This window comes from Enterobacter quasihormaechei (assembly GCF_004331385.1).
Lineage (GTDB): Bacteria > Pseudomonadota > Gammaproteobacteria > Enterobacterales > Enterobacteriaceae > Enterobacter > Enterobacter quasihormaechei.
Genome location: NZ_SJON01000003.1, coordinates 135,473 through 159,437, shown reverse-complemented (window position 1 = coordinate 159,437; position 23,965 = coordinate 135,473). Strand labels below are relative to the sequence as shown.

The window sequence follows — 23,965 nt, the reverse complement described above, 5'->3', positions numbered from 1 at the left end:
GTAGGGTTATGATTTCAGGCATTTTAGCATCCCCGGGTATCGCTTTCGGCAAAGCACTGCTGCTGAAAGAAGATGAAATCGTCATTGACCGGAAAAAAATTTCTGCCGACAAGGTTGATCAGGAAGTTGAACGTTTTCTGAGCGGTCGTGCCAAGGCATCTGCGCAACTGGAAGCGATTAAAACTAAAGCTGGTGAAACTTTCGGTGAAGAAAAAGAAGCCATCTTCGAAGGGCACATTATGCTGCTCGAAGATGAGGAGCTGGAGCAGGAAATCATAGCCCTGATTAAAGATAAAGGCATGACGGCCGACGCGGCTGCGCATGAAGTTATCGAAGGTCAGGCTTCTGCCCTGGAAGAGCTGGACGATGAATACCTGAAAGAGCGTGCGGCTGACGTACGTGACATCGGTAAGCGCCTGCTGCGCAACATCCTGGGTCTGGCCATCATCGATCTGAGCGCGATTCAGGACGAAGTGATCCTGGTTGCCGCTGACCTGACCCCGTCTGAAACCGCACAGCTGAACCTGAACAAGGTGCTGGGTTTCATTACCGATGCAGGTGGCCGTACTTCCCACACCTCAATCATGGCGCGTTCTCTGGAACTGCCAGCTATCGTGGGTACCGGTAGCGTCACCTCGCAGGTGAAAAACGACGACTATCTGATTCTGGACGCCGTAAACAACGTGGTTTACGTCAACCCAACTAACGATGTGATCGAGCAGCTGCGTTCCGTTCAGGAGCAGGTTGCTACCGAGAAAGCAGAACTCGCTAAACTGAAAGACCTGCCGGCCATCACGCTGGACGGCCATCAGGTTGAAGTGTGCGCTAACATCGGTACCGTACGCGACGTTGACGGCGCTGAGCGCAACGGTGCGGAAGGTGTAGGTCTGTATCGTACTGAATTCCTGTTCATGGACCGCGACGCACTGCCAACTGAAGAAGAGCAGTTTGCCGCGTACAAAGCGGTTGCCGAAGCGTGTGGCTCACAGGCCGTAATCGTTCGCACCATGGACATCGGCGGCGACAAAGAGCTGCCGTACATGAACTTCCCGAAAGAAGAGAACCCGTTCCTGGGCTGGCGTGCCGTGCGTATCGCCATGGATCGCAAAGAGATCCTGCGTGACCAGGTTCGCGCTATCCTGCGTGCATCCGCTTTCGGTAAGCTGCGCATCATGTTCCCGATGATCATCTCTGTTGAAGAAGTGCGTGCACTTAAGAAAGAGATTGAAATCTACAAGCAGGAACTGCGTGACGAAGGTAAAGCGTTTGACGAGTCAATTGAGATTGGCGTGATGGTGGAAACACCGGCAGCCGCGACCATTGCGCGTCATTTAGCCAAAGAAGTTGATTTCTTTAGTATCGGTACCAATGATTTAACGCAGTACACCCTGGCAGTTGACCGTGGTAATGATATGATTTCACATCTCTACCAGCCAATGTCGCCGTCTGTACTGAATTTGATCAAGCAAGTTATTGATGCTTCTCATGCAGAAGGTAAATGGACTGGCATGTGTGGTGAGCTTGCAGGCGACGAACGTGCTACACTTCTGTTGCTGGGTATGGGTCTGGACGAATTCTCTATGAGCGCCATTTCCATCCCGCGCATCAAGAAGATTATCCGTAACACGAACTTCGAAGATGCGAAGGTATTAGCAGAGCAGGCTCTTGCTCAACCGACAACGGACGAGTTAATGACGCTGGTTAACAAGTTCATTGAAGAAAAAACAATCTGCTAATCCACGAGATGCGGCCCAAATTACTGCTTAGGAGATAAGTCTAATGGGTTTATTTAGTAAACTGTTCGGTGACAAAAGCAATAGCGACTCCGGAACTATTGAGATTGTTGCTCCGCTCTCCGGCGAGATCGTCAACATCGAAGACGTGCCGGATGTAGTGTTTGCTGAGAAAATCGTTGGTGATGGCATTGCTATCAAACCAACTGGCAACAAAATGGTTGCTCCAGTTGACGGTACCATTGGTAAGATTTTTGAAACCAACCATGCGTTCTCTATCGAATCTGATAGCGGTATCGAACTGTTCGTTCACTTCGGTATCGACACCGTTGAACTGAAAGGCGAAGGCTTCAAACGTATCGCGGAAGAAGGCCAGCGTGTGAAAGTTGGCGACCCGGTGATTGAATTCGATCTGCCACTGCTGGAAGAAAAAGCGAAGTCTACCCTGACTCCGGTTGTTATCTCCAACATGGACGAAATCAAAGAGCTGATCAAACTGTCTGGCAGCGTTACCGTGGGTGAAACCCCGGTTATCCGCATCAAGAAGTAATTCTTGCCGCACGGTAAAATGGCGCCTTCGGGCGCCATTTTTGTTTATGCAGGCAGAATAAGCTCGTCGTAGCCTTTCGACTGCGTGTAGATCATCACGTCAGTCACTCTGTCACCTGCCATGCGAATGGCGTCAGCCACGGTTTTCCCGCCGACGATACCGCTCACCAGCTCCGAACAAAACAGATCGCCTGTCCCTTTCAGGTCCGTCTCTACGCGCGGGTGCGCGCTTACGGTAACGCCCTCTTCGCTGACCAGCACCACATGAATATTCTGCGGATCGTCAGCCACTGGCGCGCTGGTAATGGCTACCCACTTCAGCGTGTCGGAGAGCAGCCCCTGCGCGGCGGCGATGGCGCTCTCTGGCGTACGGCACGATTTACCGCTCAACACTTCCAGCTCAAACACGTTGGGCGTAATGCCCTGGGCCAGCGGCAGCAGGTGCTCACGGTAGGCTTCAGGAATTTCAGGTTTCACGTACATCCCGCTGTCGACATCCCCGATTACCGGGTCAACCAGCACCAGCAAATCGGGATGCTGTACCTTTATCGCCTTTAGCCACTGCGCCAACAGCACGATCTGGCTGGCGCTGCCCATATAGCCGGTCGTGACCGCTTTTAACTCACGCAGGATCTCCCGCTCTTCCAGCGCCTTAAGGTAGCCGCTAAACCACTCATCCGGGATGACACCGCCGTAGAAGGTGTCGTAGTGCGGCGTATTGCTGAACAGCACCGTTGGCACGGCGGTAACGTTCAGCCGGTGGGTGCGAATATTCGGCACCGCGATGCTGTTGCCTACGCTGCCGTACACCACCTGCGACTGTACGGCGACAATATCGGTTTGCTGCGCCCGGGTATTATCCCGGAATAAAATCATCTCCATGACGCTTAGATCCCCGCCCCCTGCGAATAACTCTCTTCACCAAAGACGCCGGTAGACAGGTAACGATCGCCGCGATCGCAAATAATCGCAACCACCACCGCTCCCGGCGTGGAATTGGCCACCCGGATCGCGCCCGCTACGGCACCGCCAGAGCTGACGCCGCAGAAGATGCCTTCACGCACGGCCAGCTCACGCATGGTATTTTCCGCCTCGCGCTGATGAATATCCAGCACCTGGTCCACAAGCTGCGCATTAAAGATGCCCGGCATATACTCCGCGGGCCAGCGGCGAATGCCCGGAATACTGCTTCCCTCTTCCGGTTGTAGGCCGACAATCGTCACCGGGCTTGCCTGCTCGCGCAGAAAGCGTGACACACCGGTGATCGTGCCCGTGGTGCCCATGCTGGAGACAAAGTGGGTGATACGCCCGTCGGTTTGCTGCCAGATTTCCGGGCCGGTGGTGGTGTAGTGCGCGTACGGGTTGTCCGGGTTATTGAACTGGTCGAGCAGCTTGCCTTCCCCTCGCCCGGCCATCGCCAGCGCCAGGTCGCGCGCCCCTTCCATCCCCTGCTCTTTGCTCACCAGAATCAGCTCGGCCCCGTAGGCGCGCATGGCGGCCCGGCGCTCCTGGCTCATGTTGTCCGGCATCAGCAGCTTCATGCGATAGCCCTTCAGCGCGGCAATCATCGCCAGTGCGATACCGGTATTACCGCTGGTGGCTTCAATTAACACGTCGCCGGGCTTTATCTCGCCGCGCTTTTCGGCCTGGACAATCATCGACAGCGCCGCCCGATCTTTTACCGAGCCTGCCGGGTTATTGCCTTCGAGTTTGACCCAGATTTCGCTGCCGTTGTTCGGCACCATGCGCTGAAGTTTGACCAGAGGGGTGTTGCCGATGGTGTTTTCTAATGTATTCATGATCGCTGTCCAATAAAAAGCCCGGTGGCGCGCAGCGATCCGGGCCTACAGACGTCATATTGTAGGCCGGGTAAGCGCAGCGCCACCCGGCAAAACTACGTAATCCTAACCTATCAGGCTGACTCCGCCAGAGCAATATCCTCGCGCGTCTCGATGCGCTCGTTGCCGTGATAAATGCGCGCGTGTTGCAGCCCCACAAACAGGCGTTCCCCCCGGTGTGGCGGCTCATCGTCACGCATAACCACGGTCAGCGGCTCGGTATACCAGCCCAGCGGCTGAACGACCAACTGGGTGTAGTGACCTTTAGGGCTCGCTTCCAGCACCTGCACCGGGAGCGGTGAATCCAGGCTGGTACGGCGGCTGACGTCCACTTCCCACGGACGCAGGAACAGATCGACCGGCCCCTGATGCCCCGGGGTGTAGCCCAGCGGCCAGCGGTGCGCCCCAACGTGAAACTGACCGCCGCGAATGGTGCCCTGAAGACGGTTCACCTCGCCCATAAACTCCAGCACGAAGCGGGTCGCCGGTTCACGCCAGAGCTGCTCTGGCTCGTCAACCTGCTCAATGTTGCCCTGACTCATCACCACCACGCGGTCGGCCACTTCCATCGCCTCTTCCTGATCGTGGGTCACGAAAACGCTGGTGAACTGGAGCTCTTCATGCAGCTGACGCAGCCAGCGGCGCAGCTCTTTTCGCACCTGCGCATCCAGCGCGCCGAATGGTTCATCCAGCAGCAAAATTTGCGGCTCAACGGCCAACGCGCGCGCCAGCGCCACGCGCTGCTTCTGTCCACCTGAAAGCTGGGCCGGGAAACGGTCCGCCAGGTGAGCCAGCTGCACCATCTCCAGCAGTTTGGTCACTTTCGCTTTGATGGTGGCCGCATTCGGGCGCTCACGACGCGGCAGTACGGTCAGGCCAAACGCGATGTTGTCGAATACCGTCATGTGGCGGAACAGGGCGTAATGCTGGAACACAAAGCCCACCTTACGGTCGCGGGCGTGCAGGCGGCTAACGTCCGTACCGTGGAAGCGGATATGTCCGCTGGTCTGATGTTCAAGCCCGGCGATAATACGCAGCAGCGTGGTTTTACCGGAGCCAGACGGCCCCAGCAGCGCCACCATTTGTCCGGAAGGGATATCCAGCGAGATATCATTCAGCACCTGGGTGCGACCAAAAGACTTCTTAATATTGGCAATCTCAATGCTCATGATTTCCCTCCTGATGCTGACGTTTTTCCTGATTCTCTAAACGCCACTGCACCACACTCTTCAAAAACAGGGTCAAAATCGCCATCAGCGTCAGCAACGCTGCGGCAGTAAAGGAACCGACGGTGTTGTAGTCCTGTTCCAGTAATTCAATCTGTAGCGGCAGCGACAGGGTTTCGCCGCGAATCGAGCCGGATACCACCGACACCGCGCCAAACTCACCAATCGCACGGGCGTTGGTCAGCACCACGCCGTAAAGCAGCGCCCAGCGGATATTCGGCAGCGTCACGCGGCGGAACATCTGCCAGCCGGTGGCGCCCAGCAGCACGGCCGCTTCATCCTCATGGCTGCCCTGGCTTAACATCACCGGCACCAGCTCGCGCACCACGAACGGACAGGTCACAAAGACCGTCACCAGCACCATGCCCGGCCAGGCGAACATAATTTGCAGGTCGTGTTGATCCAGCCAGCCGCCCAGCGGGCCGTTAGAGCCGTAAAACAGCAGATAGACCAGACCGGCCACCACCGGCGACACCGCAAACGGGATATCCAGCAGGGTCAGCAGCAGCTGACGCCCCGGGAAGTTAAAGCGGGTCACCAGCCAGGCCAGCAATACGCCAAACACCAGGTTCACCGGGACGGTGATCAGGGCAATCATCACCGTCAGCCAGATGGCGTTGAGCATGTCCGGATCGGCCAGGTTTTGCAGCGCGGGCATAATCCCTTTGCTGAAGGCCTGAACGAAGATGTACACCATCGGCACAACGAGAATGAAGGCAGAGACCAGCACGCCCGTACCAATCAGAAACCATTTGCCCCAGTTGATGCGGGGCGCGTCATAGCGCTTCAATTGCGTAACTTCCGCCATCAGTGACCTACCACACGTCGACCAAAGCGACTTTGCAGAGTGTTAATCGAGAACAGCAGCAGCAGCGACGCGGCAAGGATCACCGAGGCAATCGCGCTCGCGGCCGGATAATCAAACTCCTGCAAACGGACAAAAATCATCAGCGAGGTCACTTCGGTTTTCCACGCGATGTTCCCGGCGATAAAAATGACCGCGCCAAATTCACCGAGGCTGCGGGTAAACGAGAGCGCAACACCCGCCAGCAGGGCCGGAGAAAGTTCCGGCAGCACTACCTTGCGGAAGCTTTGCCAGCGCGTGGCCCCCAGCGTTTCCGCGGCCTCTTCGTATTCGGGGCCTAATTCTTCCAGCACCGGCTGCACGGTACGCACCACAAACGGGATGCTGGTAAAGGCCATCGCTACCGCGATACCGAGCCAGGTATAGGTCACTTTGATATCAAACTTTGCCAGCCATTCGCCGTAGAAGCCGTTTACGGAGAACAGCGACGCCAGCGTCAAGCCGGCCACCGCCGTCGGCAGCGCAAACGGCAGATCCATCAGCGCGTCGAGCAGCGTACGGCCCGGGAAGCGATAGCGGGTTAAGATCCACGCCATCAGCAGGCCAAACACGCCGTTGAAAATCGAGGCCACGAACGCCGACAGCAGCGTGACCTTGTAGGCCGCCACCACCTGCGGGTTAGTGACCACTTCCCAGTACTGGGACCAGCTCATCTCAGAGAGCTGCACCACCAGCGCGCTGAGCGGCAACAGCAAAATCAGACAGACGAACAGCAGGCTGGTCCCGAGGCTTAAGGTAAAGCCCGGCAGCACGCGTCTGGAGGAGACTGCAAACATTACTTACGCCCCGCCGCCAGCAGTTTGTCTAACTCACCGCCGCTGGCAAAATGGGTTTTCATCACCTCAGGCCAGGCGCCGAAATGGTCTTCCACGCGGAACAGCGCGGTCTGCGGGAATTTATCCTTCAGCTTGTTCATTACGTCCGGATTGTTGACGCGGTAGTAATAGTCAGTAATCACCGTCTGCGCCTGCGGGCTGTACAGATAGTTGAGATAGGCTTTAGCTGCCTTTTCGGTGCCGTTAGCCTTAACGTTTTTATCCACCCACGCCACCGGGAACTCGGCCAGAATATTAGTTTTCGGGATAATGACCTCAAAGCCCTGCGCTTCATATTGCTTGCGGATGTTGTTCACTTCGGATTCGAAGCTGATCAGCACGTCGCCCAGCCCGCGCTCGGCGAAGGTGGTGGTTGCGCCACGGCCGCCGGTATCAAACACCTCGACGTTTTTCAGGAACTGGGTCATAAACTGTTCGGTTTTCGCTTTATCGTTACCGTCAGCTTTGTCCGCCGCGCCCCACGCTGCCAGGTAGGTATAACGCGCGTTGCCGGAGGTTTTCGGGTTCGGGAAGATCAGCTTTACGTCACGACGCACCAGGTCGTTCCAGTCGTGAATGTTTTTCGGGTTGCCCTTGCGCACCAGGAAGCCCATGGTGGAGTAGAACGGTGAGCTGTTGTTCGGCAGGCGGCTTTGCCAGTCCGCCGGGATCAGCTTGCCTCTGTCGTGCAGGATCTGCACGTCCGTCACCTGGTTATAGGTCACCACATCCGCCTTCAGCCCCTGCAAAATGGCCAGCGCCTGCTTGGACGAGCCGGCGTGAGACTGTTTGATGGTCAGCTTGTCGCCGTTGTTCTCTTTCGCCCACTGCTGTTCGAAGGCGGGATTAAGGGCGGCAAACAGCTCGCGCGAAACATCATAAGAACTGTTCAGTAACTCAGTTGCCTGCGCCTGCGCCACCAGCAGTAAGCCTGCCAGTGCCAGCGATCCTTTTTTCAGTACAGTAACGGCCATTGCGCGCCCTTATAAATGTGATGACTATCTTATAGTCATAATATTTATAACGGAGTCTAAAGGAGTAACGGTTTTATATACCGTTTGGTGATTTGGAAGCAGAAAAGGGAATAAGGGGTGCGGGAGAAATTGCCGGGTGGCGCTAACGCTTACCCGGCCTCTATGTGGAGTGCGTTTTACAGCGCCAGCAGGCGCTCCACGGACGGCGCAAAGTAGTAGCCGCCGGTGACCGGGCGGGTGAAGCGCAGCATGGCGTCGCGCTTGCCGTCGGTATCGCCAAACATGCTCAGCAGCTGCTGTTCAATGTTATAGAGGCGCGCGCAGTAGGCGCAGAAGTACAGGCCATGCGTACCGCTTGCGGTGCCGTACGGCAGGCTCTGGCGAACAATCTTCAGCCCCTTACCGTCTTCTTTAAGATCAACGCGGGTCAGGTGGGACGTCACCGGACGCGCATCGCCATCAATCTCTTCATTGGCATCTTTGGTGCGGCCAATCATCATCTCCTGGTCATGCACGCTCATGCGGTTAAGCTGCTTGAGGTTGTGCTCCCAGCGCTGGACAAACACATAGCTGCCGCCCGCGTCCACGCCGTCCTTGATAACAGCCACGTCACGACGCGTCTCTTCCCCGGCCGGGTTTTCGGTGCCGTCGACGAAGCCGCTTAAATCGCGCTCTTCCACCCAGCGGAAACCGTGGATTTCTTCCTGCACGTTAATGCTGTCACCAAAAGCCTCAATTGCTGCCTGAGCGACGGAGAAGTTCACGTCGTGGCGCAGGGAGAGAATGTGGATCAGCACGTCGTACTGGGTGGCTGGCGCGAGACCTTTACCATAAGGCATGAAGTCCTTCAGCTCTTCCGCGCCTTCGCCGCCGCTCAGCTGACGCCAGACGGTGTTGCCAAAGGCCACTACCGCGCCCAGATGGGCTTCCGGGAATTTGGCCTGGAAGGTGGCCAGTTTATCAACGAAAATTTTGCTGGCCCCGCGCAGGGCATCCACGTCCCCGTTGACGTTGGCTTCAATCCAAATCGCCGCGCGGCAATGTTCTGGCAAAATGCCACTCTGAACCTGAGACATCGCTCCTCCTGAAAAAAAGATGCCACGACAGCGTGGCATTGATGGCGGCTATTATACCCGGATTTCAGCGAGGCGGTTTGCTCAGGCGCAAATTACTGCTTCCAGATAATTTTGCTCACTTTCCACTTTTTCAGGGTGTCGTCAGACGGCATTAACCCTTCCGGACCGTTCCAGGTGCCGCTGAAAACGTAGCTGATGTGCTGGCTGCCTTCGGCCTTACACTCAACCGCGACGCTGTCGTCCGACGGCGCGCTGGCGCAGTGGCCAAACGCTTTCTGATACAGTTCGCCAAACGGCGTTCCCACCTTCACGCCACCCGAGGCTGGAATAGCCTCATCCATCACCGCGATGCGGTTTACCGTGCCTTTATCGCCGTTAATGACCATCGCCACCTTGTCGTCTTTCAACGCTTCGAAATAGCGCACGATGTTGCCGTTCTCGGTTTTCATGCCGCTGCGCAGGCGATAATCACCGCCGATGGCATCCTGAATGGCGTCCTGATCCAGTGCCGTCGAGGCGGTGATGTTGCCCACGCCCTGCTCGGTCACTTCCATTGAGGAGCCAAACCAGTTCCACGGATAGGCCGCAGACCAGTTGATGGAGGAGAGCGTGGAACAGCCGGTTAACGCCAGCGGGAGAGCGCATAAAAGTAAACGCAGCGATTTCATTGAGACGTCCTTACGTAGTAAATCAACGCTTGTTGGAGTGCGGTATCGGCAAAAAGTGCCGTGTTAATCTGACTCTTGCGTAAAACAGGCGCGTAAACGGGGGTTAGTGAGTAACCACAGCAGCGCGACAATATCCGCCACCACCAGCGCAATACCGATACCGGAAAGCGGCTCGCCGTACAGCCAGAGCACGGGTTGCCAGACCAGGAGCACAACCTGCGCCAGGATCAGCAGCCAGCGAAGCGCGCGCCAGACGCGAGGAATGGCCTGCCGCCGTCCGCTGCACAGAAATGCCAGGACCGCCGGTACGCCGGGCAGCAACCCCAGCCAGAACGCATCGTGATCGGGATAAAAGAGATTCAGTAACGTATCGCCCTGCCCGCGCGACGCGCCAGCCATCACGAACAGCACCCAGGTTCTGGCCTGCAACAGCAGAACGCACCAGAACAAAAAAGGCAGACGCAGACGACCGTGAACATCATAGTCGCCGGGGTGGAACTCAGTACTCTTCATCTTCGATCAGGCGCTTACCCAGCGTCAGCACGTCCGCGTGCTCGTAGCCCAGACGTTCATACATGCCCAGCACCACGTCGTTATCTTCCCGGACCATAATCTGGATTTTCGGGCAGCCACGGGCGATCAGCTTCTTTTCCAGACGGTTAAGCAGCGCGTTGGCGATGCCGCGCGCGCGATATTCCGGGTGTACGCCCAGATAGTAGGCCGACCCGCGGTGGCCGTCATATCCGCCCATCACCGTCCCGACCACCTCGCCGTTCACTTCCGCGACCAGAAACAGACTGACGTCGTGATTCACCTTGCGTTCGATATCCATTTCCGGATCGTTCCACGGACGCAGCAGATCGCAGCGCTCCCAAAGGGTGATCACCTCTTCGAAATCTTCCTGGCGAAAAACGCGTATCTCCATGGTATTAACCGCCTTTTCGGGTTTAAAAACAGTGATTATGGCGTGAACGCCGCGTTTAGCCAATAACCAGCGAAAATCGTCTAAAAATTTGGCATAATGTCACTTTGTCACGTATTGAAATGAAAAGTAAAACAATTCTCAATAAGGACTGTCGTAACGGTAAACACGATACGATATAACACCAGGACCTCATTTTTTAGTATTCAGGCCGCATGAGCACATTCAAACCATTAAAAGCACTCACATCGCGTCGTCAGGTTCTCAAAGCGGGGCTGGCGGCCTTAACGTTAACGGGCATCGCAAAGCAGGCTCAGGCAAAAGAAGAGAGCACGCTTAAAACCAGTAACGGACACAGCAAGCCGAAAACCAAAAAAGCCGGCGCAAAGCGTCTGGTCATGCTCGATCCGGGCCACGGCGGGATCGACACCGGCGCCATTGGCCGAAACGGTTCGAAAGAAAAACACGTCGTGCTGGCAATTGCAAAAAATGTGCGCGCAATTTTACGCAGCAACGGTATTGACGCCCGCCTGACGCGCACGGGCGACACGTTTATTCCGCTGTACGACCGCGTGGAAATTGCCCACAAGCACGGCGCCGACCTGTTTATGTCCATTCACGCGGATGGCTTCACAAACCCTTCCGCCGCCGGCGCGTCGGTGTTTGCGCTCTCCAACCGCGGCGCCAGTAGCGCCATGGCGAAATACCTTTCCGACCGCGAAAACCGCGCGGATGAAGTAGCCGGTAAAAAAGCGACCGACAAAGATCATCTGTTGCAGCAGGTGCTGTTCGACCTTGTGCAGACGGACACCATCAAAAACAGCCTGACGCTCGGCTCGCATATCCTCAAGCGGATCAAGCCCGTGCACCGCCTGCACAGTAAAAGCACCGAGCAGGCCGCGTTTGTGGTGCTGAAGTCCCCGTCCATTCCGTCCGTGCTGGTTGAGACCTCGTTCATTACCAACCCGGAAGAAGAGCGCCTGCTCGGCACCAAGGCGTTTCGTCAGAAGATCGCGAACGCCATCGCCTCCGGGGTGATCAGTTATTTCAACTGGTTCGATAACCAAAAAGCGCACTCCAGGAAACGTTGATGAAACCCAATGCACAGCTGGTCAAAACCTTCCTGATGCAGTTGCAGGATGAAATTTGCCAGAAACTGACCGCCGCAGACGGCGGTGAATTTCAGGAAGACGCCTGGCAGCGCGACGCGGGCGGCGGCGGGCGCAGCCGCGTGCTGCGTAACGGCGGCATTTTTGAACAGGCCGGCGTCAACTTCTCCCATGTACACGGCGAGGCAATGCCGGCATCCGCTACGGCGCATCGGCCCGAGCTGGCGGGGCGCAGCTTCGAGGCGATGGGCGTCTCGCTGGTGGTGCATCCGCATAACCCGTTTGTGCCGACCAGTCACGCCAACGTGCGCTTTTTCATCGCGGAAAAACCGGGAGCCGATCCGGTCTGGTGGTTTGGCGGCGGTTTTGACATGACCCCCTATTACGGCTTTGAAGAGGACGCCGTGCACTGGCACACCACCGCGCGCGACCTCTGCCTGCCGTTTGGCGAAGACGTTTACCCGAAATACAAAAAGTGGTGCGATGACTATTTCTATCTGAAGCACCGTGACGAGCAGCGCGGCATCGGCGGGCTGTTCTTTGACGATCTGAATACCCCGGATTTTGATACCGCGTTCAGCTTTATGCGCGCGGTGGGTGACGGCTTTACCGACGCCTATTTGCCGATTGTCGAACGCCGCAAAAATACCGATTACGGGGTGCGCGAACGTGAGTTCCAGCTTTACCGCCGCGGGCGCTACGTAGAGTTCAACCTGGTGTGGGATCGCGGGACGCTGTTTGGCCTGCAAACCGGTGGACGCACGGAGTCCATTCTGATGTCGATGCCGCCACTGGTGCGCTGGGAATACAGCTACGCGCCAAAAGAAGGCAGCCCGGAGGCTGCCTTGAGTGAGTTCCTTAAAGTACGCGACTGGATTTAACTGCCGGATGGCGCTGCGCTTATCCGGCCTACTCAATCCCCAGGTCGGGTAAGCAAACGCGTCATTACAGCGGCTGCGTCTGCGCCTCAACCACCGCCAGCGCCACCATGTTCACGATACGACGCACGGAGGCAATCGGCGTTAACACATGCACCGGTTTTGACACCCCCATCAGTACCGGCCCTACGGTCACCCCTTCAGAACTCGATACGCGCAGCAGGTTGTAGCTGATACGCGCTGCTTCCACGTTCGGCATAATCAGCACGTTCGCCGAGCCTTTCAGCGGGCTGTCCGGCATGCGCTCGTTACGAATGCTCTCCACCAGCGCGGCATCGCCGTGCATCTCGCCGTCAATCATCAGCTCCGGCGCGCGTTCGCGCACCAGCTTCAGCGTCTGGCGCATCTTGCACGCCGCAGCGGATTTGGATGATCCGAAGTTAGAGTGCGACAGCAGCGCCACTTTTGGTTCGATACCAAAGCGGCGCACGGTTTCCGCCGCCATCACGGTGATCTCCGCCAGTTCGTCCGGGGTTGGATCGTCGTTAACGTAGGTATCGGCGATAAAGGTGTTACCGCTCGGCAGCAGCAGCGCGTTCATAGCTCCGGCAGTATGGACGCCCTCGCGATAGCCGAAGATCTCCTGCACCACGCTGAAATGCTCGTGGTATTCACCGATAGTGCCGCAGATCAGCGCATCCGCCTCACCGCGGTGTACCATGATCGCGCCGATCACCGTGGTATTGCTGATCACCGCCCGCTGCGCCTGCTCCTGGGTGATCCCGCGACGCTTCATGATCGAATAGTATTCGTTCCAGTACTCTTTGAAGCGCGGATCGGATTCGTTGTTAACGATCTCAAAGTCCACGCCCGGCTTAATTTGCAGACCCAACTTCTGAATACGCATCTCGATCACGCTCGGACGACCAATCAGGATCGGTTTCGCCAGCCCTAAAGTGATCAGCTCCTGCGTGGCGTGCAGCACGCGCGCCTCCTCCCCTTCCGCCAGCACCACGCGCTTCGCGTCGGCGCGCGCCTGGGAGAAGATCGGCTTCATAAACAGGTTGGTTTTGTAGACGAACTCGGTGAGCTTATCGACGTAGGCATCGAAATCGTCAATAGGACGCGTCGCTACGCCGGAGTCCATCGCCGCTTTGGCCACCGCTGGCGCGATCTTCACGATCAGACGCGGGTCAAACGGTTTTGGAATGATGTAGTCCGGACCGAAGCTCAGATCCTGATCGCCATAGGCGGAGGCGACCACTTCGCTCTGTTCGGCGTGCGCCAACTCCGCGATGGCGTGAACGGCGGCCAGCTTCATCTCTTCGTTGATTGCCGTGGCGCCCACATCCAGCGCGCCGCGGAAGATGAACGGGAAGCAGAGCACGTTGTTCACCTGGTTCGGATAGTCCGAACGGCCGGTGCAGATGATGGCGTCTTCACGCACCGCCTTCGCCAGCGGCGGCAGAATTTCCGGCTCCGGGTTTGCCAGCGCCAGGATCATTGGCGCGCGCGCCATCTTCTGCACCATCTCCTGGGTCAGCACTTTCGGGCCTGAACAGCCGAGGAAGATATCCGCGCCGTCAATCACGTCCTCAAGCGTGCGCTTGCCGTCGTCTTCAACCGCGTACGCCGCCTTGGTTTCCGCCATGTTCGGCTCGCGGTCTTTGTAAATCACGCCCTTGGAGTCGCAAACCACGATGTTGTGTTTCTGCATCCCCAGCGCCACCAGCAGGTTCATACAGGCGATGGCCGCGGCGCCCGCGCCGGAGACCACCATGCGCACGTCGGAGAGATTTTTCTCCACCACGCGCAGGCCGTTGAGAATGGCGGCGGTACTGATAATCGCCGTGCCGTGCTGGTCGTCATGGAACACGGGAATGTTCATACGCTCGCGCAGCTTCTGCTCGATATAGAAACATTCCGGCGCTTTGATATCTTCCAGGTTGATGCCGCCGAAGGTCGGCTCCAGCGCCGCCACCACGTTGATAAATTTATCCGGATCCAGCTCGTCCACTTCGATATCGAATACGTCGATACCGGCAAATTTCTTAAACAGCACGCCCTTGCCTTCCATCACCGGCTTACCGGCCAGCGCGCCGATATTCCCTAACCCCAGCACCGCCGTACCGTTAGAGATCACCGCCACCAGGTTGCCGCGCGCGGTGTATTTGTAGGCTGCCAGCGGATCTTTTTCGATTTCAAGGCACGGGGCAGCCACGCCCGGCGAGTAGGCCAGCGCCAGATCGCGCTGGGTCGCCAGCGGTTTGGTAGGGGAAACCTGGATTTTACCCGGAACAGGAAACTCGTGAAAATCGAGAGCGCTTTGTTTTAACTGATCATCCATCTTGTTATTCCTTTCACGTTTCGGCCAAAAAGGGTGATGTCGACGGTCCTGTGCACACCCTGGTGTGCCGCATAGTATCGCCGCAGGCAGGCTCCTAAACTTTGAAGGCTGCCAAACTCTCACCATTGCAGAATAAAAATTGTTATCAATTTATAACAGCCATGTTACCCGTCTCAGAGGGCAATGCCTCCCCCGTCTGCTATGCTTTTTTGTTAAGTCCATCATGATTTTCTCAGAAGTGTGAACTAACGCACTCGACTAACTCTTTTATTTCCAAGGAGTAATTATGAACCAGCTAGACGGCATCAAACAATTTACCACCGTGGTTGCAGACAGCGGCGACATCGAGTCGATTCGTCACTACCAGCCGGAAGACGCGACCACCAACCCCTCGCTGCTGCTCAAGGCGGCGGGGCTTGCGCACTTTAGTCATCTGATTGATGACGCCCTTGCCTACGGCAAACAGCGCGGGAAAACGCAGGAGCAGCAGGTCGCCGAAGCCAGCGACAAGCTGGCGGTCAATATCGGTGCGGAAATTCTTAAAAGCATTCCGGGACGCGTCTCCACCGAAGTGGACGCCCGGCTCTCGTTCGACCAGGAAAAGAGCATTAACAAGGCTCGCCGCCTGGTGGAGCTCTACCAGGAGCAGGGAATCGATAAGTCGCGCATTCTGATTAAGCTCGCGTCCACCTGGGAAGGTATCCGCGCGGCAGAAGTGCTGGAAAAAGAGGGGATCCACTGCAACCTGACGCTGCTGTTCTCGTTTGCCCAGGCGCGTGCCTGTGCCGAAGCGGGCGTGTTCCTGATCTCCCCGTTTGTCGGACGTATTTATGACTGGTATCAGGCGAAACAGCCGATGGATCCGTACGTGGTGGACGAAGATCCGGGCGTGAAATCGGTGCGTAATATCTACGACTATTACAAGCAGCACCGCTATGAAACCATCGTGATGGGGGCAAGCTTCCGCCGCACCGAGCAGATCCTCGCGCTCGCGGGCTGCGACCGCCTGACCATCTCCCCTGACCTGCTGAAAAAGCTACAGGAGAGCGATGAAACGGTGATCCGCAAGCTGGTGCCAACCTCTACCGTGCTGCCAAAACCGAAAGCCATGACCGAAGCGGAATTCCGCTGGGAGCACAATCAGGACCCTATGGCCGTGGAAAAACTGGCGGACGGCATCCGTCAGTTTGCCGTCGACCAGCGCAAACTCGAAGATCTTCTTGCCGCCAAACTTTAACCTTGCCACGGAGTGAACTATGTCCCGTAAAGAGCTCGCCAACGCCATTCGCGCCCTCAGCATGGATGCCGTACAAAAAGCCAATTCCGGCCACCCTGGCGCCCCCATGGGGATGGCTGATATCGCTGAAGTGCTGTGGAACGACTTTCTGAAGCACAACCCCACTGACCCGACCTGGTATGACCGGGACCGTTTTATTCTCTCCAACGGTCACGCCTCAATGCTGCTCTACAGCCTTCTGCACCTTTCCGGCTACGACCTGCCGCTTGAGGAGTTAAAAAACTTCCGCCAGCTGCACTCCAAAACGCCGGGCCACCCGGAAATTGGCTACACGCCGGGCGTTGAAACGACCACCGGACCGCTGGGCCAGGGGCTGGCGAACGCCGTCGGCCTGGCAATTGCCGAACGTACGCTGGCCGCGCAGTTCAACCAGCCCGACCACGAGATTGTCGATCACTACACCTACGTCTTTATGGGCGACGGCTGTCTGATGGAGGGGATCTCCCACGAGGTCTGCTCGCTGGCGGGCACGCTGGGGCTGGGCAAGCTGATTGGCTTCTACGATCACAACGGCATCTCCATTGACGGAGAAACCGAGGGCTGGTTTACCGACGACACGGCGAAGCGCTTCGAGGCCTATCACTGGCACGTGGTGCACGAGATCGACGGCCACGATCCGGAAGCGGTGAAAAAAGCGATTCAGGAAGCGCAGAGCGTCAAGGATAAACCGTCCCTGATTATTTGCCGCACCACCATCGGCTTCGGCTCGCCGAACAAGGCGGGCAAAGAAGAGGCGCACGGCGCGGCGCTGGGTGAAGAGGAAGTGGCGCTGACCCGTCAGAAACTCGGCTGGAAACACCCGGCCTTTGAGATCCCAAAAGAGATCTACAGAGCCTGGGATGCGCGCGAGGACGGTGAGAAAGCGCAGCACGCGTGGAACGAAAAATTTGCCGCCTACAAAAAAGCGCACCCGGAGCTGGCCGCCGAGTTTACCCGCCGCATGAGCGGTGGCCTGCCGGAGGACTGGGAGGAAAAAAACCAGTCGCTGATTGAGAACCTGCAATCCAACCCGGCGAAAATCGCCACCCGTAAGGCGTCGCAGAATACGCTGAACGCCATTGGCCCGATCCTGCCCGAACTGCTGGGCGGCTCGGCGGACCTGGCGCCAAGCAACCTCACCATCTGGTCCGGCTCTAAATCCCTGAAGGAAGACATTGCCGGGAACTACATCCACTACGGCGTGCGCGAGTTCGGGATGACCGCTATTGCCAACGGCATCGCCCACCACGGCGGCTTCGTGCCGTACACCGCCACCTTCCTGATGTTTGTCGAATATGCCCGTAACGCGGCGCGTATGGCGGCACTGATGAAAGCACGGCAGATCATGGTGTATACCCACGACTCCATCGGGCTGGGTGAAGATGGCCCGACGCACCAGGCGGTAGAGCAGCTGGCGAGCCTGCGGTTAACGCCAAACTTCAGCACCTGGCGTCCGTGCGATCAGGTTGAAGCGGCTGTGGGATGGAAGCTGGCCGTTGAGCGCCATAACGGCCCTACGGCGCTGATCCTGTCGCGCCAGAACCTGGCGCAGATTGAGCGCACGCCAGAGCAGGTGAAAAATATCGCCCGCGGTGGATACATTTTGAAAGACAGCGGCGGCAAGCCGGACGTGATCCTGATTGCCACCGGTTCCGAAGTGGAAATCACCGTGAAAGCGGCGGAGAAGCTGACCGCCGAAGGTCACGCGGTGCGCGTCGTTTCTCTGCCTTCAACGGATATCTTTGACGCGCAGGATGAGGCGTACCGGGAATCGGTGCTGCCTTCGAACGTTGCAGCGCGCGTGGCGGTGGAGGCAGGTATTGCCGACTACTGGTATAAGTACGTGGGGCTGAAAGGGGCGATTGTGGGCATGCGGGGCTACGGCGAGTCCGCCCCTGCCGATAAGCTGTTCCCGTACTTCGGCTTTACCGTTGAGAACGTAGTGGAGAAGGCGCTGAGCGTGCTGTAGTGCGATCTGCGTTGCCGGGTGGCGGCTGCCTACAAATCGCCAAAACGTAGGCCGGGTAAGCGGCAGCACCACCCGGCAAAACTACCTCGTGATCCACAGCGTGGGCCAGGCATCTGGCCCATTCCAGTTATCACAGCTTGGCTCTTCCGCGTAGCGCACCAGGCGGAAACGCTGGCCGTTAAAACGCCAGCGGGTCTGGATCCCACAGTCGCCAATCCCGCGTCCCAGCGCCAGCGTCGTCAGCTCGCGCGTTTTTTCATCGAAGCTGGCATTCATCAGCTCCATGTCGCTACTTTGGCTGGACGGGATAAACGGCAGGCGCAATTTCACGCTCCTGGCCGCAAAGGGTTTTTTACGCGACACCAGCCACGCCAGATCGACGGTATTGTACGCCCCCGCCTCACAGCTGATGATCATCAGCGCTTTGTCATCGGTCAACGCGGTAACGCGCACTTCGCGTCGGTTCGGATCGAGGGAGCACTGGCTGTGGTTCATGCGCCAGGTACCGTAATCCAGCAGATCGTTCAGTTCGCGATGGGTCAGCGGCGTTGGCGTCGGGTTCACCACGGCCACCTTTTTTAAGGCGGGTGCAGGCGGCACACTCAGCGGTGGACTGTCCCCTTTTTTAATCCATGCCGTTTCGCTGCCGACGCGTTTTTGCTGGGCGTCGATAAACAGCAGCGCAGCTTTCAGACCGGCCAGGGAGATCGTCTGCTTCCCGCCGCGCAGGGTCAGCGCCTGTCCTTCCTGAATGGTTTTCAGAAACGTGGTGATGGTGCCCGTATCGTCTGTTTTAAGGTGCCAGGGGGTTAACTGCCAGTGCTTCGACGTGAACGTAAGCGGAACATTGTCGAGCAGCAGGCGCGGGGCGATGTCAGGCTCTTTCACCGGAGGCGCAGAAAGCCCGCCGAGATCGATGCGCAGGCTGGCGTCCGTCTTGGCTCCCGCGCTGCGGCTCAGCGTCATGACCAGACCGCGATGCTCGCCGGTGTTTCGCGCCACGCAAAAATTCTGGTTATTGCAGGTAACCTGCCAGTCTGAAAAAGACTGCTGCGCAGGTGCGGCCCACGCCAGAGGCGCAGGAAGCACGCAGATGAAGAAGAGAAGAAAAACGCAGTAGCGCATGAATGGCACGGCCCCGGAAAACGAAAAGGTCAATCTGGGGCGTATCTTCGTGCCCTGGACGGGCTGGCTCAATCGGATTTATCGGATAGATTTATCTGAAATACAACTTATCACGCTCGCGGCGAAGCGCTCATCAGCCCGCTGGTTTGCAGATACTGCAACAGGATCACCGCTTTACCGTCGCGGATCTCGCCGCGTTTCACCATGTCGACAGCCTGAGCAAAAGGCATTTCCAGGACTTCAATGTCTTCGTCATCCACGCCGCCGCCCCGGTGCGTGCGCTGGGCATCGGTGTATTCCGCAATGAAGAAGTGGACCAGCTCGGTAACGCCGCCAGGGGACATAAAAAGCTCAAAGACTTTTTGCACCGCACCCACTTCAAAACCCGTCTCCTCGATAGCCTCTTTGCGGATACACACTTCCGGCTCATCGTCATCAAGCAGGCCTGCGCAGGTTTCAATCAGACGTCCGTCCGCGTTGCCATTGACCCACGTGGCGATGCGAAACTGGCGGATCAGCACCACGCTCTGCTTTTCACGGTTATACAGCAGAATGGTTGCCCCGTTGCCCCGGTCGTAGACTTCGCGTTTGTGGCGAATAACGTCCCCGTTCTTGCGGGTCAGATCGTAAGTGATGTTACGCAGGACAAAGTAATTTTCAGAAAGGATTTTGTCTTTAATAACGCTAATGTTCAGGGACATACGGGCTCCACGGCAAAATGAGTCTGTTTATACTACGCCGTGAAGCCCGCTTTGTCGCCCGTCGGCGTTAATGCATGCTGCGCGGCGGCACGCCAAGCCAGTCCATGATCCCCTGCGCGGCGTGGCGCCCTTCCGCCATCGCGGTGACCACCAGATCCGCACCGCGCACCGCATCGCCGCCGGCAAAAATCTGCGGATTCGAGGTCTGGTAGCGATAACGGCTCTCAACGGACGCCCTGATACGCCCCCGCTCGTCGGTGTCGACGCCCTGTGCCTGAAGCCACGGCATGGCGTGCGGAGTAAACCCGAACGCCATGATGACCGCATCAGCAGGCATCACAAACTCGCTGCCCGCCACCGGGACAGGCCGCCGCCGCCCCTGCGCGTCCGGCTCGCCCAGCGCGGTGCGCAGCATTCGAATGCCGTTGACCTTGCCGTCTGCATCCAGCGTAAGCTCAACCGGCTGAACGTTAAATTCAAACGCCGCGCCCTCTTCTTTCGCGTTTTTAACCTCTTTTTTGGAGCCCGGCATGTTGGCCTCGTCCCGCCGATAGGCGCAGGTCACCTTCGCCGCGCCGTGTCGAAGCGCGGTACGCACGCAGTCCATCGCCGTATCGCCCCCGCCCAGCACCACCACGTTCAACCCCTGCGTGTCGATAAACGGCGCGTCAGCGACGGGCTCAAGACCCATTACGTTCCGCGTGTTCGCCACTAAAAACGGCAGCGCGTCATACACGCCCGGCGCGTCCTCATGGGGAATACCGGCTTTCATGGAGCGGTAGGTCCCTACGCCGAGGAAAACGGCATCGTAGTCGTTTTGCAGCTGTGCCATCGACACGTCTTTCCCCACTTCGCAGTTTAGCTCGAAGCGGATACCCATCGCGCTGAATATCTCTCTGCGCCGCGCTAACAGGGATTTATCCAGCTTGAAGGCCGGAATACCGAAGGTGAGCAAGCCGCCGATTTCCGGATGACGATCGTAGACCGTGACCTCAACGCCGCTGCGCACCAGTACGTCGGCGCAGGCCAGCCCTGCCGGACCGGCACCGATGATGGCGACGCGCTGACCGACCGGCATAACGTGGCTGACGTCCGGCATCCAGCCCGCCGCCAGCGCCCGATCCGAAATATGCCGTTCGATATTGCCAATGGTCACCGCACCCGACGCATCCCGCAGGGTGCAGGCGCCTTCACATAATCGATCCTGGGGGCAGACGCGCCCGGTAATTTCCGGTAAACAGTTGGTCTGATGAGAAAGCTCGGCCGCGCCGACGATGTCCCCCGCCCTGACCCGTTCAATCCACTGCGGAATGTGGTTATGCAGCGGGCAGGTCCACTCGCAAATGCTGTGCTCGCCGCATTTCAGGCACCGGGATGCCTCGCGGTGCGCCTGTTCCGGGCGAAACGGCAGGGAGATCTCGTTAAAATGGCGGGCGCGCGCGTCGGGGCTGAGCTTGTCCGGTTCACCGCGCGCCGGGGTATTTTGCCTCTGCTGCCGTTTGGTTTGCGGGCGTTCTGCCTGAACCGCTTCGCTGTGCCACGGCTGCGCGTCCAGCCTTGCACTGCGCTCGCGCCGTGACTTCGCCAGGTTCTCCAGCACCGCCGGGGTAGCCAGCGTGAGCACGTTTGCCGGGCAGTTTTCGACGCAGGCCGGACCCTGCGGCCTTTCCAGGCAGAGGTCGCATTTATGCGCCGAGGCCTTCACGCGGTCATTCTCCAGCGGGGTGACCAGCATGTCCATCGTGCCAAACGGACAGGCCACCACGCAGGCTTTACAGCCAATGCATTTTTGTTGATTCACCTGTACGCTGTCGCTGTGTTGCGTGATAGCGCCGTTCGGGCAGCTTTGCGCGCAAGGCGCGTTTTCGCAGTGGTGACAGGTGACGGGGCTAGTGCGGGTAGCGGAGGTAAGGACCGTAATGCGGGGATGAAAATGGCGCTCGCTCAGTACGTGCTGTTCCCCGTTGTGCGCCATCACACAGGCGACTTCGCAGGCGCGACAACCGATACACTCCTGACCGTTGACCATAATAAAACGATTCATAACTACACCTGTTTTTGGTTCAATAACCTTATTTTTTCTATTGTTATCGTATTTACCCACAGCGGCATGGCGACGCAATGTTCAAATGCCCAGGAAGCCGAACTATTTCCAGTGAACCTGTGGCAGATCAATTTTATTCAGGAAGCTGATGAGTGACCGTTAAACGCCCCGTTTCGGGAAGCCTGGCTCGGGCTTTCTTTTTGATGATTGTATTGTCCGTGTTAATCAGCGCCATTGCGCTGGTCACGCTCGCCAGCAGCCAGCGCGACGCCGAGGCGATTAACATCGCCGGATCGCTGCGCATGCAGAGCTACCGCCTGGGCTACGAGATGCAGCGCGCCAGCTCGTCGCTGGCAGAACACCGCGCGGTCTGGCAGAAAACCCTGAGCGCACCTGCGTTGCAGAAGTTAAACCGCTGGTATGTGCCGGAGGACGTCAAGCAGCGTTACCGGCAGCTCCACCTTGCCTGGCAGGAGATGGATAAGCGCATCGCCAGCGGCGACACCGGGTGGTATCAGAACCACATTGAGGATTTCGTTGGCCGAATAGATGCCTTTGTGCTGGCGCTTCAGCACTACACCGAACATAAAATTCAGCTGGTCATTTTCATGTCGCTGACCGGCGGGCTGGGCATTTTGCTGCTGGCGCTATTAACCCTGCGGCGGATCCGGCATCAGGTGGTGGTGCCGCTGAATAATCTGGTGGCGGCGAGCGAGCGTATCGAACAGGGGCAATTCGATACCCCCGCGCCGGATACCGCGCTGCCTAACGAACTGGGCCAGCTTTCCCGTGCCTTCAACCATATGTCGGCGGAACTGCACACCCTGTATCGTTCCCTTGAGCAGTCCGTTGCCGAGAAAACCCGCCATCTGAATGAAGCGCATCAGCAACTCGACATGCTGTTCAAATGCTCGCAGGCGCTGAATACCGGGCAGATAGACAGCCACTGCTTCCGGCATATGTTGCAGATTGTGCATGAATACACGCAGATGAATTATCTGCAATTGCGCACCAGCGACGACTGGCGGCTGTGCGAAGGGCAGGAAACACCGGGCGAGAAGATGCACACGTTACCGGTGTTAATGCAGGATACCCTGTACGGCGAACTGCGCTGGCAAAGCACGACGGGCGATGTGCCCCTGCCGCTAATGGAAAGCGTGGCGACGATGCTGGGCCGGGGGCTCTATTTCAATCAGGCGCAGAAGCACTATCAGCAGTTGCTGCTGATGGAGGAGCGCGCCACCATCGCCCGCGAGCTGCACGATTCGCTGGCGCAGGTGCTCTCTTATTTGCGTATTCAGCTTACGCTGCTGAAGCATGCCGTGCCGGGCGACAATGCTCCCGCACAGACCATCATTACGGATTTCTCCCGCGAGCTGAATAACGCCTGGCATCAGTTACGCGAACTGCTCACCACCTTCCGTCTGACGCTCAATCACGCCAATCTTCCTGCCGCGCTACAGGAGTCTCTTGACGGGCTGCAAAGCCAGACCAGGGCGAAGCTGGTGCTCGACTGCCGTCTCTCGTCCCTGGCGCTGGACGCGCAAAAACAGGTGCACCTCTTACAGATTGTGCGTGAGGCGGTGCTGAATGCGATTAAACATGCCGACGCGAGCGAGATCGTCGTCAGCTGCGTCACCGCTGCGGACGGCACGCACACGGTCACTATCCGCGACAACGGTATTGGCATCGGCGACGCCAGTGAACCGCCGGGGCACTACGGGCTGAATATCATGCGCGAACGCGCGGGACGACTCGGCGGGACGCTGGGCTTTTCCCAGCCGCCGCAGGGCGGTACGCAGGTCAGCGTAACGTTCCGGACGCCTGCGGATCGGGCTGAAAAATAGCGA

General features: G+C 57.9%; 21 protein-coding genes. 7 read left to right on the top strand and 14 right to left on the bottom strand.

What is annotated here, in order from left to right; all coding sequences use genetic code 11:
* The first annotated feature begins 8 nt into the window (after positions 1 to 8).
* Complete coding sequence (ptsI, locus tag E0L16_RS05855) at positions 9 to 1,736, top strand: phosphoenolpyruvate-protein phosphotransferase PtsI (RefSeq protein ID WP_006811455.1); 1,728 nt, start codon at positions 9 to 11, stop codon at positions 1,734 to 1,736.
* A gap of 43 nt (positions 1,737 to 1,779) precedes the next feature.
* A complete protein-coding gene (gene crr, locus E0L16_RS05850; RefSeq protein ID WP_022648946.1) occupies positions 1,780 to 2,283 on the top strand; it encodes a PTS glucose transporter subunit IIA in 504 nt (167 codons plus the stop codon).
* Positions 2,284 to 2,327: 44 nt separating this feature from the next.
* Here crr and pdxK read toward each other — a convergent pair whose 3' ends face one another.
* The 10 genes from pdxK to E0L16_RS05800 form a co-directional block, all read right to left on the bottom strand.
* Entirely contained in the window at positions 2,328 to 3,164 is an 837-nt protein-coding gene (gene pdxK, locus E0L16_RS05845) for a pyridoxine/pyridoxal/pyridoxamine kinase (RefSeq protein ID WP_063868102.1), read from the bottom strand.
* A 5-nt stretch (positions 3,165 to 3,169) separates the two neighbouring features.
* Positions 3,170 to 4,081, bottom strand: coding sequence for a cysteine synthase CysM (cysM, locus tag E0L16_RS05840; protein WP_131636515.1), 912 nt, complete (start codon positions 4,079 to 4,081; stop codon positions 3,170 to 3,172).
* 113 nt (positions 4,082 to 4,194) lie between these two features.
* A complete protein-coding gene (gene cysA / locus E0L16_RS05835; protein WP_131636514.1) occupies positions 4,195 to 5,289 on the bottom strand; it encodes a sulfate/thiosulfate ABC transporter ATP-binding protein CysA in 1,095 nt (364 codons plus the stop codon).
* Complete coding sequence (gene cysW / locus E0L16_RS05830) at positions 5,279 to 6,154, bottom strand: sulfate/thiosulfate ABC transporter permease CysW (RefSeq protein ID WP_131636513.1); 876 nt, start codon at positions 6,152 to 6,154, stop codon at positions 5,279 to 5,281. The genes cysA and cysW overlap by 11 nt, the downstream gene beginning before the upstream one ends.
* On the bottom strand, positions 6,154 to 6,987 hold the full coding sequence (gene cysT / locus E0L16_RS05825) for a sulfate/thiosulfate ABC transporter permease CysT (protein WP_107533459.1): 834 nt from the start codon (positions 6,985 to 6,987) through the stop codon (positions 6,154 to 6,156). Before cysT ends, cysW begins: the two co-directional genes overlap by 1 nt.
* Positions 6,987 to 8,000: a sulfate ABC transporter substrate-binding protein gene (locus tag E0L16_RS05820; protein WP_131636512.1), complete on the bottom strand. Its 1,014-nt coding sequence runs from the start codon at positions 7,998 to 8,000 to the stop codon at positions 6,987 to 6,989. Before E0L16_RS05820 ends, cysT begins: the two co-directional genes overlap by 1 nt.
* Before the next feature lie 176 nt (positions 8,001 to 8,176).
* Entirely contained in the window at positions 8,177 to 9,076 is a 900-nt protein-coding gene (locus E0L16_RS05815) for a Dyp-type peroxidase (protein WP_131636511.1), read from the bottom strand.
* A 92-nt stretch (positions 9,077 to 9,168) separates the two neighbouring features.
* A complete protein-coding gene (locus E0L16_RS05810; RefSeq protein ID WP_063868091.1) occupies positions 9,169 to 9,744 on the bottom strand; it encodes an RpoE-regulated lipoprotein in 576 nt (191 codons plus the stop codon).
* Between the two features lie 63 nt (positions 9,745 to 9,807).
* Positions 9,808 to 10,257 carry a DUF2919 domain-containing protein gene (locus E0L16_RS05805; protein ID WP_107533460.1) on the bottom strand — a complete coding sequence of 150 codons (450 nt, stop codon included), beginning with the start codon at positions 10,255 to 10,257 and terminating at the stop codon, positions 9,808 to 9,810.
* Positions 10,244 to 10,669, bottom strand: coding sequence for a GNAT family acetyltransferase (locus E0L16_RS05800; protein WP_003861292.1), 426 nt, complete (start codon positions 10,667 to 10,669; stop codon positions 10,244 to 10,246). The genes E0L16_RS05805 and E0L16_RS05800 overlap by 14 nt, the downstream gene beginning before the upstream one ends.
* Positions 10,670 to 10,881: 212 nt before the next feature.
* On the opposite strand from E0L16_RS05800, the gene amiA reads away from it, so the two are divergent.
* Positions 10,882 to 11,757, top strand: a complete 876-nt coding sequence (gene amiA / locus E0L16_RS05795) for an N-acetylmuramoyl-L-alanine amidase AmiA (protein ID WP_023314619.1) — start codon at positions 10,882 to 10,884, stop codon at positions 11,755 to 11,757.
* Positions 11,757 to 12,656 carry an oxygen-dependent coproporphyrinogen oxidase gene (hemF, locus tag E0L16_RS05790; protein ID WP_131636510.1) on the top strand — a complete coding sequence of 300 codons (900 nt, stop codon included), beginning with the start codon at positions 11,757 to 11,759 and terminating at the stop codon, positions 12,654 to 12,656. The genes amiA and hemF overlap by 1 nt, the downstream gene beginning before the upstream one ends.
* A gap of 64 nt (positions 12,657 to 12,720) precedes the next feature.
* Here the strand turns inward: hemF and maeB are convergent, their stop codons facing one another.
* Positions 12,721 to 15,000: an NADP-dependent oxaloacetate-decarboxylating malate dehydrogenase gene (gene maeB, locus E0L16_RS05785; RefSeq protein ID WP_131636509.1), complete on the bottom strand. Its 2,280-nt coding sequence runs from the start codon at positions 14,998 to 15,000 to the stop codon at positions 12,721 to 12,723.
* Positions 15,001 to 15,286: 286 nt separating this feature from the next.
* Between maeB and tal the strand changes: the two genes are divergently transcribed.
* Both tal and tkt read left to right on the top strand, forming a co-directional pair.
* Entirely contained in the window at positions 15,287 to 16,237 is a 951-nt protein-coding gene (gene tal, locus E0L16_RS05780; protein ID WP_063868086.1) for a transaldolase, read from the top strand.
* 19 nt (positions 16,238 to 16,256) lie between these two features.
* Positions 16,257 to 18,245 (top strand): transketolase, encoded by a 1,989-nt coding sequence (gene tkt / locus E0L16_RS05775; RefSeq protein ID WP_131636508.1) that lies wholly within the window; start codon positions 16,257 to 16,259, stop codon positions 18,243 to 18,245.
* 81 nt (positions 18,246 to 18,326) lie between these two features.
* Here the strand turns inward: tkt and E0L16_RS05770 are convergent, their stop codons facing one another.
* The 3 genes from E0L16_RS05770 to aegA all read right to left on the bottom strand — a co-directional run bounded on the left by E0L16_RS05770 (position 18,327) and on the right by aegA (position 22,115).
* On the bottom strand, positions 18,327 to 19,370 hold the full coding sequence (locus E0L16_RS05770) for a DUF1176 domain-containing protein (RefSeq protein ID WP_131636507.1): 1,044 nt from the start codon (positions 19,368 to 19,370) through the stop codon (positions 18,327 to 18,329).
* 110 nt (positions 19,371 to 19,480) lie between these two features.
* Entirely contained in the window at positions 19,481 to 20,071 is a 591-nt protein-coding gene (gene nudK, locus E0L16_RS05765) for a GDP-mannose pyrophosphatase NudK (protein WP_131636506.1), read from the bottom strand.
* Positions 20,072 to 20,138: 67 nt separating this feature from the next.
* On the bottom strand, positions 20,139 to 22,115 hold the full coding sequence (gene aegA / locus E0L16_RS05760; protein ID WP_131636505.1) for a formate-dependent uric acid utilization protein AegA: 1,977 nt from the start codon (positions 22,113 to 22,115) through the stop codon (positions 20,139 to 20,141).
* A 152-nt stretch (positions 22,116 to 22,267) separates the two neighbouring features.
* Here aegA and narQ point away from each other — a divergent pair, with 152 nt between their 5' ends.
* Positions 22,268 to 23,962, top strand: coding sequence for a nitrate/nitrite two-component system sensor histidine kinase NarQ (gene narQ / locus E0L16_RS05755; RefSeq protein ID WP_131636504.1), 1,695 nt, complete (start codon positions 22,268 to 22,270; stop codon positions 23,960 to 23,962).
* The last annotated feature ends 3 nt before the right edge of the window (positions 23,963 to 23,965 follow it).